The organism is Pseudomonas sp. Q2-TVG4-2 (assembly GCF_013620795.1).
Lineage (GTDB): Bacteria > Pseudomonadota > Gammaproteobacteria > Pseudomonadales > Pseudomonadaceae > Stutzerimonas.
In genome coordinates this window covers 1-14,742 of record NZ_LGLW01000015.1, presented here as the reverse complement: position 1 = coordinate 14,742, position 14,742 = coordinate 1, and the positions used below count along the sequence as shown (strand labels likewise).

Genomic DNA, 14,742 nt, shown 5'->3' with positions numbered 1-14,742 from the left:
TTTGATGTCTTCTTGCTGATTACCGAACCTCTCAATCGCGGCACAGTGGCGTGCCGCGCAGATAAGGGGTTTTGTCGCGGTGAGACAAGCAACGAACGTGCTGTACGGGCAAGTGACGGTGGTCATATCCATCGTTCTTTGCGGCATCTGGGCCGCTACCCAGTGGACGGCCTCCGCCCTTGGTTACCAGCAGCGGTTAGGGGCTCCCTGGTTCGAATTGTTCAGCACGCCCGTCTATCACCCCTGGCGCCTGTTCGAGTGGTGGTTTTTCTTCGACGCGTACGCACCGCAGATCTTCGATACCGGCGGGATGATCGCCGCGTCCGGCAGCGGCTTGGCTGTGCTGGCGGCGATCACCATGGCGCTCTGGCGCGCCCGCCAATCCCAGCGTGTCACCACTTACGGATCGGCGCGCTGGGCCGATGCCACGGAAGTGAAGACAGCGGGGCTGACGGCAGCCGCAGGTGTTTTCCTCGGGCTATTCCAGCATCGCTATCTTCGCCACGAAGGTCCCGAGCATGTCCTGGCGTTCGCCCCGACACGCTCGGGCAAGGGCGTAGGGCTGGTCATCCCCACCCTCCTCTCCTGGCCGGCCTCTGCAGTCATCCATGACATCAAGGGGGAAAACTGGAGCGTGACAGCCGGTTGGCGTTCACGATTTTCACACTGTTTGCTATTCAACCCAACCGACCAGGCTTCGGCAGCCTACAACCCGCTGCTGGAGGTGCGCCGCGGTGCCCATGAGGTCAGGGACGTCCAAAACATAGCTGACATCTTGGTGGATCCCGAGGGCGCGCTTGAGCGGCGAAACCACTGGGAGAAAACCAGCCATGCGCTACTGGTAGGCGCCATTCTTCATGTGCTCTACGCCAGTGAAGACAAGACGCTGCGGGGTGTCGCTAACTTTCTGTCGGACCCGACGTGCACCTTCGAGCTGACCCTGCATCGGATGATGGCAACAGCCCATCTCGGTGATGGGCCCCACCCGGTAGTGGCCTCGGCGGCTCGTGAAGTACTCAACAAAAGCGAGAACGAACGTTCGGGCGTTCTTTCTACCGCCATGTCCTTCCTTGGCCTGTACCGCGACCCGACCGTTGCGAGTGTGACGTCACGCTGCGACTGGCGTATCGCGGACCTGATCTCGGCCCCCACTCCCGTATCGCTGTACCTGGTCGTCCCGCCTTCGGATATCAGCCGGACCAAGCCACTGATCCGCCTGATCCTGAACCAGGTGGGGCGACGCTTGACCGAATCGCTGGATGGCGCGGACGGGATAAACCGCAAGCACAAACTGTTGCTGATGCTCGATGAGTTTCCAGCCCTGGGACGCCTGGATTTTTTCGAATCGGCATTGGCGTTCATGGCCGGTTATGGCTTGCGCGCCTTTCTTATCTCGCAATCGCTCAACCAGATCGACAAGGCCTACGGCCAGAACCACTCGATCCTGGACAACTGCCATGTCCGAATCACCTTCGCCACTAATGATGAACGCACAGCCAAGCGTATCTCCGAAACGCTGGGCATGGCCACCGAGCTTCGCGCACAACGCAACTATGCGGGCCATCGTCTGGCGCCCTGGCTCGGACACTTGATGGTGTCCCGCCAGGAAACCGCCCGCGCACTGCTGACGCCGGGCGAAGTGATGCAGCTGCCCTCGGACAAGTCAGTCGTGATGCTATCGGGGCATTCACCAATCCGTGCAGACAAGCTCCGCTACTACGAAGACACCAATTTCACGCAGCGGATATGCCCTGCCCCGTCGTTGGTACCGGGACGATACCTCGACGCTCCGCCAGCCAGGCTCGATGACTGGAGCGACCTCGCATTGCCAGGAGCTGCGTCAGGGTCACCACCAGGCGCTGTACCGGGTCATCTATCGGAGGACGGTGGACCAAGTCACCAGCCGGAGCTGAATGAGGCGATCTACCTGCCAGAGCCTCCTTACGCCTCTAGTGACCTCGGCCTGCTGGATGACGACGACGAACCCACCGCATTACCCGCTCAGTGCGGCCCGCGCAGGAGTGGTCCTGCACGCATGGCCTCGCTTGACCCTGACGATGGAATCACCTTATGAGCCGTGCACGCTTGAACCTCTTTATACAACCCGAGCACGCCAAGCGGTTGAACGAGCTGGCCATCAAGAAAGGCGTCTCGAAGTCCTCGATCGTGGCAGCGGCATTGGCCGCCTGGCTGTCTCCAACATCGGGGGACCAGCGCGAAACGGCAATGGCCAAGCGCCTGGATCGCTTGTCGAGACAATTCGAACGGCTGGAACGGGACCAGAACATCCTGATCGAGACCGTGGCGCTATACGTGCGCTACTACCTCACCGTGAGCACTCCGGTACCGGAAGCGCATCAGGAGGCCGCCAAGGCCCAGGGCCGGCTTCGATTCTCCCAGTTCATCGACCAACTGGGCCGCCGGTTGCAGAAAGGCCGCAGCCTACTCGCTGACGTTCAGGTGGATGTCCCCCTCGACACGTCGCCCCCTGAAACGGGGCCCGGACGAGGCGCGTCGTGATGGCGCGTGCCTTTGACCGGTCGTCGGTCGCAAGCACCGCTCTGGGCCGCCGCATCCTGATGTTACGAACGGCCATGGGCGCGCAGATAGCCGACGCGCTGGATGATCCCGATGTCCTCGAGATCATGCTCAACCCGGACGGAAGACTTTGGATCGACAGGCTTTCAACCGGACGCAAGCCCTTGGAGGCGGTGCTGGCCCCGTCTGACGGTGAGCGCCTCATCCGCCTGGTCGCCGCGCACATCGGTACGGAAGTGCATCGGGCCAAGCCCTTGCTGAGCGCCGAACTTCCTGAAACCGGCGAGCGTTTCGAAGGGGTGTTGCCACCGGCGGCGTCCGCGCCTGTCTTTGCGCTGCGAAAGCGAGCCAGAGGCGTGATTTCGCTCGAGGAATACGAGCGCGACGGCATCCTCGCACCCTTTCAAGCCCGGGTCCTGCGGGAGGCCGTACACGAACGGCTGAACATCCTCGTCGCTGGTGGCACCAGCAGCGGCAAGACGACGTTGGCCAATGCCCTGCTTGCCGAGGTCGCTAACACCGGCGACCGGGTACTGGTTCTCGAGGATACCGTGGAGTTGCAGTGTGCCGCCCAAGACCAAGTCTGCCTGAGATCGCTGAGTGGTGTCGTGACCATGGCCGACTTGCTCCGTAGCACGCTACGACTGCGACCTGACCGCATCATTGTCGGGGAGGTGCGCGGGGGTGAGGCACTGGACCTCATCAAGGCATGGGGCACCGGACACCCCGGCGGTATCGCCACCATTCATGCCGGCTCCTGCCTTGGCGCGCTATTGCGCCTGGAGCAGTTGATCCTCGAAGTCGCTTTTACCGCGCCCCGCTCGCTGATAGCCGAGGCGGTAGATCTCGTCGTGTTTCTTTCGGGTCGAGGTCGCGGACGACGGGTGCAGCAGATCGTCAAGGTCGCCGGCCACGACGATCACGGCTACCAGCTACTGCCGATCGGCCCTTGCCCACTCCCGTTAAACCCAGTGCAAAGGTAAACCAGCCATGACCCACACCTATTTCAGCCCTTCGATCCGAACCTCAACGCTGCGCGGCCTCGTGCTCATCCCGCTGGTGGCTGTCGCGATGCCAGCGCTGGCGGCTGGATCCGGCATGCCCTGGGAAGGCCCGCTGCAATCGATCCTTGATTCGGTGCAAGGTCCCGTCGCGAAGATCATCGCGGTGATCATCATCATCGCTACAGGGCTCGCCCTCGCTTTTGGCGACACCAGCGGTGGGTTTCGCAAGCTCATCCAGATCGTGTTTGGCCTGTCGATTGCCTTCGCCGCTTCGTCGTTCTTCCTCAGTTTCTTCAGCTTCGCTGGCGGGGCAGTGATCGCATGAGCGGCCCAAGCGAACACCTGCCCGGCTTCGAACAGCCACTGCATCGGTCGCTGAGCGACCCCATCCTGCTCGGCGGCGCTCCGCGCAGTGTGGCCATCCTCAATGGGACCCTGGCTGCCGTGATCGGCCTGGGCCTGCAGCTTTGGATACCCGGACTGGCGCTCTGGCTGGCCGGGCATGCCTTGGCGGTTTGGGGCGCACGGCTGGATCCACAGTTCATGCAGGTGTTTGCTCGCCATATCAAATACCCCGCGCTACTCGACGTCTAGGAAGACAACGATGCTGAGCCTTCGCGAATACCGCGACCACCCCGCACGACTCGCCGATTGGCTCCCCTGGGCCGGACTCGTTGCGCCTGGCGTCGTGCTCAACAAGGATGGCTCGTTCCAACGCACCCTGCGGTACCGCGGGCCCGATCTGGACAGTGCCACCGATGGAGAGCTAGTAGCTACCACTGCCCGCCTGAACAATGCGTTGCGACGACTTGGAACAGGCTGGATGCTCCACATCGAGGCCGATCGCCAACCCGCTGCGCACTACCCAACCAGCTCGTTCCCCGATCCGTTGTCCTGGCTGGTGGACGAAGAGCGACGCGGCACATTCGAAGCGACGGGTAGTCACTTCGAGAGTACTTATCACCTGACGCTGGTTTACCTGCCAAGGGAAGAGGCACAGTCCAAAGCGGCCAACCTCCTGTACGCAGACAGGGCTCGCCACGGCGTGGACTGGCACCAGCAACTGACGGACTTCATTGCCGAGACCGACCGCTTCCAGGATCTGCTCGACGGCGTAATGCCGGAGTCCGGCTGGCTCGATGATGGGCGGACCCTGTCCTACCTGCACCGTACGGTTTCGACTGTTTGGCAATCGGTGGCGGTCCCCGACATTCCCTTCCATCTGGACGTGCTACTGGCCGACCGCCCGCTGACGACTGGGCTTTCTCCCATGCTCGGCGACCAGCAGCTACGGGTTGTGTCGGTTCGTGGTTTTCCGACCTCTACTTGGCCGGGCGTCCTGGATGAATTGAACCGTCTGGGTATCGCCTATCGCTGGTCGACCCGTTTCATCTGCATGGACAAGGACGCTGCGCTGAGCGAGCTGATGCGATTGCGGCGTCAATGGTTTGCCAAACGCAAGGGCGTGCTGGCATTGCTACGCGAGACGGTATTCCAACAAGAGAGCCCACTGGTTGACAGCGACGCCGCCAACAAGGCGACGGACGCCGATACCGCTCTGCAAGAGCTCGGCGCCGACCAGGTCGCATTCGGCTACGTGACGGCTACCGTCACGGTATTTGATGGCGATGCCCGACGGGCAGAGGACAAACTGCGCCTGGTGGAGCGGACGATCCAGAGCCGTGGCTTCGTCACGATCCCGGAACACCTGAATGCCGTCGAAGCATGGCTGTCCTCCATTCCCGGCAATGCCTATGCGAATGTCCGCCAACCGATCATTTCCACCCTCAACCTAGCCCACCTGATACCCGTGTCGGCGGTATGGGCCGGTCCTGCGAACAACGAACACCTCAAGGGACCGCCATTGATGGTCACCCGCACCGAGGGTGCCACCCCGTTTCGACTGGTCACGCATGTCGGCGATGTCGGACATACCCTCGTCGCGGGGCCGACGGGGATGGGCAAGTCCGTGCTGCTCGCCAATCTGGCCATGCAGTTCCGACGCTATTCCGGCTCTCGCCTGTTGATTTTCGACATGGGCCGATCGTTGCGTGCCACAACGCTCGGGCTTGGCGGTGAGTATTACGACCTAGGCCGGGATGGCGACATCGCCTTCCAACCACTGTCCGACATCGACGACGAAACTCAGCGCACCTGGGCAAGCGAGTGGGTCCAGGCGCGGCTCCTGCAAGAAGGAGTCGGCATGGGTCCTGAGCAAAAAGCCGCAATCTGGACCGCGCTCGAAAGCCTCGCTGGAGCGCCCAGGGCGCAACGCACCATGACCGGCTTCTCGGTGCTTGTGCAGGATGCGCATCTGCGCCAGGCGCTACAGCCCTACATACTGGGCGGCGCCCATGGACGGCTGCTAGATGCTGATGAGGAACGCCTTGGTCTGGCCGATGTGCAGTGCTTCGAAATGGAGCAGCTCATGCATAGCAAGGCCGCGATGGCTGGTGTGCTCGGTTACCTATTTCACCGGTTCGAGGAGCGTTTCGACGGCTCGCCCACGCTGCTTATTCTCGACGAAGCCTGGCTGTTCCTCGACGATCCGCTATTTGCCGCGCGCATACGTCAGTGGCTGAAGACGCTTCGCAAGAAAAACGTTTCGGTCATTTTCGCAACCCAGTCGCTCACCGATATACAAACATCGAGCATCGCAGCCGCAGTCATTGAAAGCTGCCCCAGCCGAATTTTTCTCCCGAACCCGCAAGCAGAAGAGCCCCAGATTCGTGGCATCTATGAAGCGTTCGGCCTCAACGCGCGCCAGATCGAAGCCATCGCCAGGGCCACTCCCAAGCGGGATTACTACTACCAATCCCGACAGGGGAACCGGTTGTTCGATCTGGACCTGGGGCCCGTCGCGCTGTCCTTCGCGGCAGCGGCAAGTCCGGCCGACCAACTTCAAATGGATCAGGTCCTGGCGCAGCGCGGAACCGCCGGATTCGCCAGCACCTGGCTGGAAGGTCGGGGGCTCGCGTGGGCAGCCGAGCTTCTCTCTTCCTACCACCCAGTGACCGAGGCGATACAGCCATGAAGCCAGCGCTGCACGCACCGCTGGCTCAGGCACTGGTCGCGCTTCTCGTATCGCTCACCGGATCCGCAAATGCACTGACGGTAATCGACCCGACGAACCTCATTCAGAACACGCTGACTGCGGTGCGCACCCTGGAGATGACCAGCAACCAACTTAGCCAGCTGCAGAACGAGACACAGATGCTGCTGAACCAGGCACGAAACCTCGCCACGCTCGATTTCAACGTTATTAACCGGCTACGACTGTCCATTGCCAACAGCGAACGTCTTCTAGCCGAAGCCCAGGGACTGGCCTATGAGGTCACGCGGCTCGACCAGGAATTTGCACGCCTGTATCCCGACCAATACGCCACCACCACCACGGGAGCTCAGTTGGCGCAGCAGGCCCTGGAGCGCTGGAATCACGAGCGCAACGGCCTTCATACGGCGCTTCGGATCCAGGCTCAGGTCGCGCGGAACCTCGGCACGGATGAAGCCGTCTTGAGCGACCTGGTGACCCAGAGCCAGTCGGCGGTCGGGTCGCTGCAGGCCAGCCAGGCTACCAATCAACTTCTGGCCCTACAGGCAAAACAGGCGATACAGGCGCAGCAGCTGGATCTCAGCCAGAACCGTGCCGTCGCCCTCGAGCATGCACGCCAGGTAGCCGCAGAGCATGAAGCACGGGAACAACGCCGTCGTTTCATGGGCAACGGCATCCAGTACACCCCTCGCCCGGTCAGGCTCTTTGCGAGATGAAGCTGCCTTTCACCGTCCCCATTTCGGCTGCCATGACGTTACTGACGCTGAGCGCCTGCGGTCAGAACGAGGGACGCATATCGGTACACGCCGAGCGTCCCAGCCCATTGGGGTTATCGCAGCAATTCTTCGCTGGAGAAGCCGCACCCGGCGAATTTCTCACGCTGCAAAGCCTGCCGCCGATACCGGGGAGCTTCGAGGAAGCGGAACAATGAACGACGTCGGTGTAATCGACCGCTTCCTAGAGGTGTTCTCGCTCTATATCGATTCGGGCTTCGGCTTGCTTGGCTCGGAAGTCGCGTTCTTGTCGGCCACGCTCGTTGCCATTGATATGACCCTGGCGGGATTGCTCTGGGCTACCGCTGGCGATGACGTCATAGGCAAACTGCTCAAGAAAACGCTCTATGTCGGCGCATTCGCATTCATCATCGGTAACTTCAATTGGCTCGCCGAAATAATCTTCAGCTCGTTCGCCGGGTTGGGCCTGCTGGCCTCGGGCTCGTCATTGACGCAGGAGCAGTTTCTTCAGCCAGGTCGGCTCGCCGCCATCGGCGTCGAGGCGGGGCGGCCGTTACTCGAACACATCGGCGGCCTGACAGGTATCACCAAGACGGTCATCAACCTGGACAGCATCATCGTGCTGTTCCTGTCCTGGCTGATGGTGCTGATCAGTTTCTTCATCCTGTCGATCCAACTGTTCGTCACGCTCATTGAATTCAAGCTAACGACCCTCGCCGGCTTTGTTCTCGTTCCCTTCGCGCTCTGGAACAAAACCGCCTTCCTCGCCGAGAAGGTCCTCGGGAACGTGGTGTCGTCCGGAATCAAGATCCTCGTGCTCGCCGTGATCGTTGGCATAGGCAGCGGGCTGTTCAGTGAGTTTCTAACCGCACCGGAGGAACCATCGATCGACCATGCCCTGGCCACAATGCTTGCATCGCTCGCGATGCTCGGACTGGGTATCTTCGGCCCCGGTATCGCCACCGGGCTGGTGTCCGGCGCGCCGCAGCTGGGCGCGGGCGCCGCGGCCGGGACAGCGCTGGGCGTCGCCGGCATGGCCGCGGGTGCCGCAGCCCTGGCCACGGGCGCGGGCGGCGCCGCAGTGGCCGGGGCGCGAATGGCGCCCCAGGTTGCAGGCCTGGCTCGCTCGGGCCTTTCGACATCTATATCGAACACGGCCCAGCACGCCGCTGCTTTCAGCACCTCATCCAACGACGCCTCTAAAAGCATCTCGCCCAACACTTCCTCGACGCAGCCAGGCTGGGCCAAGCGGCTTCAGCGCCGGCAACAGCTAGCGCAAGCGGCTTCGACCGTCGCCCATACCCTACGCGGCGGTGACGGCGGTGGATCCGCCCCGGGGCCTCAATTTCGCGACCCATCCGACTCTTAAGGAGACCAGCATGCGATTCAAGCGAGCCAGGGTTCGCTATTCAGAGACGCCGCAACCCATCACGCCATATCAGGCCGCCGCTCAGGCATGGGACGAGCGTTTGGGCAGCAGCCGGGTTCAGGCAAAAAACTGGCGTCTGATGGCGTTCGGCTGTTTGAGTCTGGCCCTGCTGATGGCTGCGGGGCTGGTCTGGCGCTCAGCCCAGTCTCTGGTTACGCCCTACGTGGTGGAAGTCGACAGCGCCGGCCAAGTGAGGGCAGTCGGTGAGGCGGCCAGTGCGTACCAACCTCAGGACGCACAGATCGCCCATCACCTGGCGCGCTTCATCGACTTGGTGCGTTCCCTGTCCATCGACCCGGTAGTGGTACGTCAGAACTGGCTAGAGGCCTACCAGTTCACGACCGATAGAGGCGCCGCCCGCCTAAACGACTACGCCCGCGAGAACGATCCCTTTACCCGTGTTGGAAAGGAGTCTGTGACGGTTGAACTGACCAGTGTCGTGCGTGCCAGTGACCGCTCTTTTCAGGTGCGCTGGAACGAGCGCCGTTACGTCAACGGCACTACCGCCGGCCAGGAGCGCTGGACGGCGGTAATTTCGGTAGTGCTGCAGCCGCCCCGTACCGAGGAAAAGCTGCGGCGCAACCCGCTGGGCATCTACGTCAACGGCCTCTCCTGGAGCCGTGAACTGGACACTACGGAAGAAGCCAAGAAGCCATGAAGACCACCGCACATCTTTGCGTCTGTCCTATCTTGCTTACCCTACTGACTGGCTGTGCCAGTCAGGGCGAGCCGCCGCCAGTCATTGCTCTGGACGAGCCAATGGAAGCCCAGCGCCTATCCGAGCCACCCAAGCCCATTGAGGTGGTGGCGGTGCCGCAACCGCTGGCTTTGCCCGCGCAGCTGAAACCGCTTTTGGGCGCCAAGGCCGCCGAATCACCCGCGGAGCCCGCCGATGAGCGTATACGGGTCTCTCGTGCAAACCGCGAAGCCCGAGTAGCGCCGACCCGAGAGGGCTACATAAATGCCGTCCAGATTTGGCCCTTCTCGGATGGTGCGCTGTACCAGGTGTACACCAGCCCGGGCCGGGTAACGGCAATTAACCTGCAGGCCGGCGAGCAAATGATCTCCGTAGCCGCAGGGGACACCGTGCGCTGGATCCTCGGCGACACCTCCAGCGGCAGCGGGGACAAGCTGCGGGTCAGTATTCTGCTCAAGCCGACTCGTACTGACCTCAAAACCAACCTGGTCATCTCTACCACACGGCGCACTTACCTGATTGAGCTGACCTCCACTGAGCAGGCGTGGATGGCCTCGGTGTCATGGGACTACCCCAGGGACCGAATGCTCGCCCTGCAACGCCGCGCAGAATCGGCACAGGCCGCCGCACCGATCGATGCCGGCCTGGATCTGGATCGGCTGCGCTTCCGTTATGCCATCAGCGGCAGCAGTCCGCCCTGGAAGCCGTTGCGTGCCTTCGACGATGGCCGGAAGGTGTATATCCAGTTTCCCGCCGCCATCGCGACAGGGGAGCTACCGCCGCTGTTCGTGATCGGCCCGGAGGGCGACGGCCAACTGGTCAATTATCGCTTCCACTCGCCCTACTACATCGTGGATCGGCTGTTCGGTGCCGCCGAGCTGCGCCTCGGCGCAGCCAAGGGCGACGTGGTGCGGATCGAACGCACCGATGGCAAGCTGCGGAAGCCCTGAGCATGAGCGCTATAGACACCAGCCAGGTCACCCAGTCCTCGAACCTGCCGCCCAAGGTAGCACCGGAAGCCCTCGAACTGCGTGCGCAACCACGCCCTGTCACCCGCCTCAATCCAAGGACGCTAGCCGTACTCGCCGGTGGGTTGGCCACCACGGTGCTCGGCGCCATGCTGTGGTCGCTGCAGCCCCAAAAGGGCCGTAATGGCACGGAGCAGAGCGAGCTGTACAACGTCGATCGCGTGGCCCGCTCCGAAGGGCTGGAGCAATTGCCAGTCGACTACTCTCAGCTGCCACGTCAGGTATCACCCAGGGTGCCCGAGTTAGGACCACCCCTGCCCGGCGATCTCGGCGGTCCCATACTCAGTGCCAGGACCTCAGACCAGGGGTATCGCGCAGGGCCCAATGCAGTCGAGGCCGAGGAGGCAGCAACGTCCTCGATATTTTTTAGCTCGAGCACAGGCCGAACCGTGAACGCCAATACCCTAGCTCGCGGTCCGTCTGAACATTCGCAACCGGCAGCTGCTGTGGTTGCGGGAGCCGCAGCGGACGCGGGCAGGCCTACGTACAGCACAGTCACCTTTAACAAGCGACAAGCGCTTCCAAGTAAATCCGCAGATCCACAAACATGTAATTCCGGATTTCTGCAATTTCCAAATTCGCCCTTCCACGTAATGGCTGGCACCGTGATCGCAGCCGCACTCGTTACGGGTGTCAAATCGGACCTGCCCGGCGATGTCATCGCCACGGTAACCGAGCCGGTCTACGACAGTGCGACTGGCCGGCACGTACTGATTCCTCAGGGCTCGCGCCTGCTTGGCCGCTACGACAGTCAGGTCAGCTACGGCCAACGCCGAGTGCAGATAGTCTGGCAGCGCGTCATCTTCCCCGACACGTCATCATTCCAGCTGGATAATCTGGTCGGGAGCGATGCGGCGGGCTATGCAGGGCTTGAGGATGGGGTTGACTGGCACTGGGATCGCCTTGTCGCCGGAGCCGCCATGACCAGCCTGCTGGGTGTCGGAGCCGAACTGGCTTCGCCGTCCAGCCGCACCGATGGCGACCGAATCATCATTGCCGGACGCGACAGTCTGCAGGACACGGTGAACCAGGTCGGCCAGGAAATGACCCGCCGCAACCTTGACATCAAGCCCACCCTAACCCTGCGCCCCGGCTTACCCCTTCGCATCGTCGTGAATCGGGATTTGGCGCTGGGTCCTATCCAGTCACCGGACTAGTCGTATTTCACTGAGCTTATATCTGAAGCGACGACAAGCTTTACGCACGGGCTTACGAAGAGCGGGAAAGCTCGGTTTGTCGTCGAGTCTACAAACGACGCAACGGCCTGCGCTCGCCGGGAGTCTTCCATTCTGACAACGCTTCCAAGGCATCGGCATCCGCGATGAGTGCCCTGGCCTGGTCTAGCCTGTCGAGCAGGCGCGCCTTCTCATCTTCTCCTCGGAGAGCCGCCTGGCGCTCGGCCTCCTCGAAAAATGCTAGAACGCGCTGGGACTCATTCCAGCGATCGATGATCTCGAGCATTTGCTGCCGGGCCTCCAGCCTGGCTTTCTCCCGACCCCTTACCTCTTCCTGCTCCTCCAGCCGCTGTCGCTCCTGTTCCCATTCACGCCTTCGGCTTTCCTCCGCGCGCTGGCCCGCTTCCACTAAAGTCGCGATAGTCGGTGCCGCCTTGGCAATGTCGCCAATGATCGAGGTCATTCGGAGGCGCATCTCGCCGGGCTTGCGCTCCATCCAGCGCTGACTCCAATCCGCAAGCGGATAAGGCGAGTAAAACTGCAGGCAAAGACGTCCCGTCACAAAGGCATGTTGTGTCGTCCATGCCCACTGTGACCAGCCACCGCGAGGACGATGCCTCTCCGCCTGGCCCAGAGGCAGGTAAACGCCGTTCACGTAACGGGCTTCCTTGGCCTCCGTAAGCTCGAACAGGATCAGGCCGATTGCCACCGTACCGAAGAACACCACGGTCGGACGCGACGGTGCCCAGAGCGATGGATACCGCTTGTTTACAAGCTTGCCGGAACCTCACGCTCGTCGATAGCCCTGGGCATGTAGATCCAGTCCCTGGGAGCCAGCATTACCGTACCGCCCGCCTGCTCAAGCCCATGGAGCAGATCGTTGAACATGGCCAGGGCGTCCTTGAGCATGCCCTCGCTGACGACGACGTCGGCTAGCCGACGCTGACCTGGCTTTAGGAAGTCCTGTTCGATCTTGCGTCCGCTCCCAAACGCCTCGGCCGCCCCGACAAGCACCGGATGGAGCAGATCGCCTGTGCGTCGTGGCGGGACGCGCCGCGGCCGACTCGCCGGCGGCCTGGGCAACGGCCCATGCGGGGCAATCTTCTCGCCTCGTCTCCATGTTAGCCCTACGCCGGGTCCCGCATCTGGCAGCGAAGGTTTTGGACTGGGCTTTCCATGACTCAGCTTGGCCCAATGGCCCCTCGGCGGTCTGGGGACATCCAGGCTCTGGCAGACCCGCGCCATGAAGCTCGAGGACACTCCGTAACGATCCGCTACGTGCAACATGGGTTTTCGCCAGACCAGGTCGTACAGTTCCTCTCGCGAAACCCGTTCAGCCCTCTCCTGCTCCGCCACCTTCTCGCTCCTTCTCGCTTAACTGTTCTACCGGCCTCGCCTGACTGAGCTCAGGCAGGTTGAGACTAATGATCGAGCCCTGCAGCATCAAGTCAGCACATCCGCTGCGTTCAGGTCGCAGCTGTCGAGTCTTCCGGAGGTGAAAAAAATGCCAACAGCCTCGCCATTGCGCGTCGCAGCCTGTTGTCCGCCGCGCATCCTGCGAGCGGCGGCGGCCCCTGCCTACCTGGGCATGTGCCGCGACGAGTTCAACAAATCAGTCCGACCCCATGTTCGAGAATTTCCGATCGGGGCCCAGGGCATAGGCTTCGATCGCCATGATCTGGACGCTTGGGCCGATGCCTATATCGAAAAAGCCAGCATTGATAAGCGCGGCGCGTGGGGAGAAGATCGACCCTGCAGCGAGCGCCATGGAGGACAACCATGGCAAGAAAAACGATCGCGGGCCTGCACCTACGGAATGGGATCTGGTACGTCGACAAGGTCTATCGAGGTCAGCGCATTCGAGAAAGCACTGGGTCAAGTGACCGGAAGGAAGCGGAGCAGTACCTGATCCACCGCCTGGAAAAGCTGCGCGAGCAACGGATCTATGGCGTGCGTCGCACGCGCTCCTGGAGGGAGGCGGCAACGAGATACCTCGTCGAGTTCAAAGATCAGCCCTCAATCGGACTGACCGCGTTGTATCTGGAGCAGCTCGATCCCTACATTGGCGATTTGCCCGTCGACCATGTCGATGACGACTCGCTCACTCCCTATGTTCGGGACCGATTGGCTGGCAGGTTGAGAGGCCCTTCACCGCGAGCTTCGGGTCCAGTAGCGCCGAGGACGATTAACATCGCGCTTGAGCGCGTCATTCGCATTCTCAACCTCTGCGCCCGGAAATGGCGCGATGAGTCGAGACGGCCATGGCTCGATACCGTACCGATGATCACCCGGCTGGATATACGTAAAACAACGCGTAAGCCACACCCGCTGTCCTGGGAGGAGCAAAGCCTGCTTTTCGCGGAGTTGCCGGACCATTTGCGCAGAATGGCCCTATACAAGGCCAACAGCGGCTGCAGGGAACAGGAAGTGGTCAAGCTGCGCTGGGATTGGGAGATACCGGTACCGGAGCTCGAGACCAGCGTCTTCCTGATTCCCGCCGATTTTGGCGGTCGTCATGAGGGCAGGGGCGTAAAGAATGGCGATGAGCGCCTGGTGGTAATGAATACGGTGGCCAAATCGGTGATCGAAGGTCAACGGGGGCTGCATCCGACCTGGGTGTTTCCGTACGGACAACCCGACGAAAACGGCAATCCGACATCGATGCACCGGATGAACGACTCAGCATGGAAGAAAGCCAGAGCCAGAGCAGCAAAGCGGTATCAGGAGAAAATCCTGCGGCCGGCTCCAGCCGGTTTCGCCTCGATCAGGGTGCATGACCTCAAGCACACGTTCGGCAGGAGGTTGCGGGCGGCCGGAGTGACAGAGGAAGACAGAAAGGTCCTTTTGGGACACAAGAACGGCAGCGTCACAAGCCACTACTCAGCTGCCGAGCTCGGCCATCTGATCAATGAAGCAAACAAGATATCTGCAACGGATTCCCGAGGTCCGGCGCTCACCATATTGAGGAGAAAAGCAGGATGAAAAAAAGTCCCCCCAAAAGTCCCCACACGAAAAAGGCCGGAGCTTTCGCTACCGGCCTAAGTCGTTGATTTGTTGGTCGGGACGGAGTGATTCGAACACTCGA

General features: G+C 61.7%; 16 protein-coding genes. 13 read left to right on the top strand and 3 right to left on the bottom strand.

All coding sequences use genetic code 11. The features are described 5' to 3' along the window. Window positions 1–79: 79 nt before the first annotated feature. The 12 genes from H3028_RS20140 to H3028_RS20085 are packed head-to-tail and all read left to right on the top strand — an operon-like array spanning window position 80 to window position 11,639. On the top strand, window positions 80–2,074 hold the full coding sequence (locus H3028_RS20140; protein ID WP_181298984.1) for a conjugal transfer protein TraG: 1,995 nt from the start codon (window positions 80–82) through the stop codon (window positions 2,072–2,074). Continuing rightward, entirely contained in the window at window positions 2,071–2,520 is a 450-nt protein-coding gene (locus H3028_RS20135; RefSeq protein ID WP_181298983.1) for a CopG family transcriptional regulator, read from the top strand. The genes H3028_RS20140 and H3028_RS20135 overlap by 4 nt, the downstream gene beginning before the upstream one ends. A 59-nt stretch (window positions 2,521–2,579) precedes the next feature. Continuing rightward, entirely contained in the window at window positions 2,580–3,521 is a 942-nt protein-coding gene (gene trbB / locus H3028_RS20130; RefSeq protein WP_181299014.1) for a P-type conjugative transfer ATPase TrbB, read from the top strand. A 7-nt stretch (window positions 3,522–3,528) separates the two neighbouring features. Then, window positions 3,529–3,867: a TrbC/VirB2 family protein gene (locus H3028_RS20125; protein ID WP_181298982.1), complete on the top strand. Its 339-nt coding sequence runs from the start codon at window positions 3,529–3,531 to the stop codon at window positions 3,865–3,867. Then, window positions 3,864–4,136, top strand: coding sequence for a VirB3 family type IV secretion system protein (locus H3028_RS20120; protein WP_181298981.1), 273 nt, complete (start codon window positions 3,864–3,866; stop codon window positions 4,134–4,136). The genes H3028_RS20125 and H3028_RS20120 overlap by 4 nt, the downstream gene beginning before the upstream one ends. 10 nt (window positions 4,137–4,146) lie before the next feature. Next, entirely contained in the window at window positions 4,147–6,576 is a 2,430-nt protein-coding gene (gene trbE / locus H3028_RS20115; protein ID WP_181298980.1) for a conjugal transfer protein TrbE, read from the top strand. Further along, window positions 6,573–7,310, top strand: a complete 738-nt coding sequence (trbJ, locus tag H3028_RS20110; RefSeq protein WP_181298979.1) for a P-type conjugative transfer protein TrbJ — start codon at window positions 6,573–6,575, stop codon at window positions 7,308–7,310. Before trbE ends, trbJ begins: the two co-directional genes overlap by 4 nt. Beyond that, complete coding sequence (locus tag H3028_RS20105; protein ID WP_258237863.1) at window positions 7,307–7,525, top strand: hypothetical protein; 219 nt, start codon at window positions 7,307–7,309, stop codon at window positions 7,523–7,525. The genes trbJ and H3028_RS20105 overlap by 4 nt, the downstream gene beginning before the upstream one ends. Beyond that, entirely contained in the window at window positions 7,522–8,697 is a 1,176-nt protein-coding gene (gene trbL / locus H3028_RS20100; RefSeq protein ID WP_181298978.1) for a P-type conjugative transfer protein TrbL, read from the top strand. The genes H3028_RS20105 and trbL overlap by 4 nt, the downstream gene beginning before the upstream one ends. A gap of 10 nt (window positions 8,698–8,707) precedes the next feature. Further along, window positions 8,708–9,415, top strand: a complete 708-nt coding sequence (trbF, locus tag H3028_RS20095; RefSeq protein ID WP_181298977.1) for a conjugal transfer protein TrbF — start codon at window positions 8,708–8,710, stop codon at window positions 9,413–9,415. Further along, complete coding sequence (gene trbG, locus H3028_RS20090; RefSeq protein ID WP_181298976.1) at window positions 9,412–10,404, top strand: P-type conjugative transfer protein TrbG; 993 nt, start codon at window positions 9,412–9,414, stop codon at window positions 10,402–10,404. Before trbF ends, trbG begins: the two co-directional genes overlap by 4 nt. Before the next feature lie 2 nt (window positions 10,405–10,406). Beyond that, window positions 10,407–11,639 (top strand): TrbI/VirB10 family protein, encoded by a 1,233-nt coding sequence (locus H3028_RS20085; RefSeq protein WP_181298975.1) that lies wholly within the window; start codon window positions 10,407–10,409, stop codon window positions 11,637–11,639. 88 nt (window positions 11,640–11,727) lie between these two features. On the opposite strand, the gene H3028_RS20080 is transcribed toward H3028_RS20085, so the two are convergent. The 3 genes from H3028_RS20080 to H3028_RS21485 all read right to left on the bottom strand — a co-directional run bounded on the left by H3028_RS20080 (window position 11,728) and on the right by H3028_RS21485 (window position 13,425). Beyond that, a complete protein-coding gene (locus tag H3028_RS20080) occupies window positions 11,728–12,384 on the bottom strand; it encodes a hypothetical protein (RefSeq protein WP_258237862.1) in 657 nt (218 codons plus the stop codon). A 41-nt stretch (window positions 12,385–12,425) separates the two neighbouring features. Continuing rightward, a complete protein-coding gene (locus H3028_RS21395) occupies window positions 12,426–12,671 on the bottom strand; it encodes a hypothetical protein (protein WP_258237861.1) in 246 nt (81 codons plus the stop codon). Window positions 12,672–13,269: 598 nt separating this feature from the next. Beyond that, entirely contained in the window at window positions 13,270–13,425 is a 156-nt protein-coding gene (locus H3028_RS21485) for a hypothetical protein (RefSeq protein WP_181298974.1), read from the bottom strand. Between the two features lie 11 nt (window positions 13,426–13,436). On the opposite strand from H3028_RS21485, the gene H3028_RS20070 reads away from it, so the two are divergent. Beyond that, on the top strand, window positions 13,437–14,639 hold the full coding sequence (locus H3028_RS20070) for a tyrosine-type recombinase/integrase (protein ID WP_181298973.1): 1,203 nt from the start codon (window positions 13,437–13,439) through the stop codon (window positions 14,637–14,639). Window positions 14,640–14,742 lie beyond the last annotated feature (103 nt).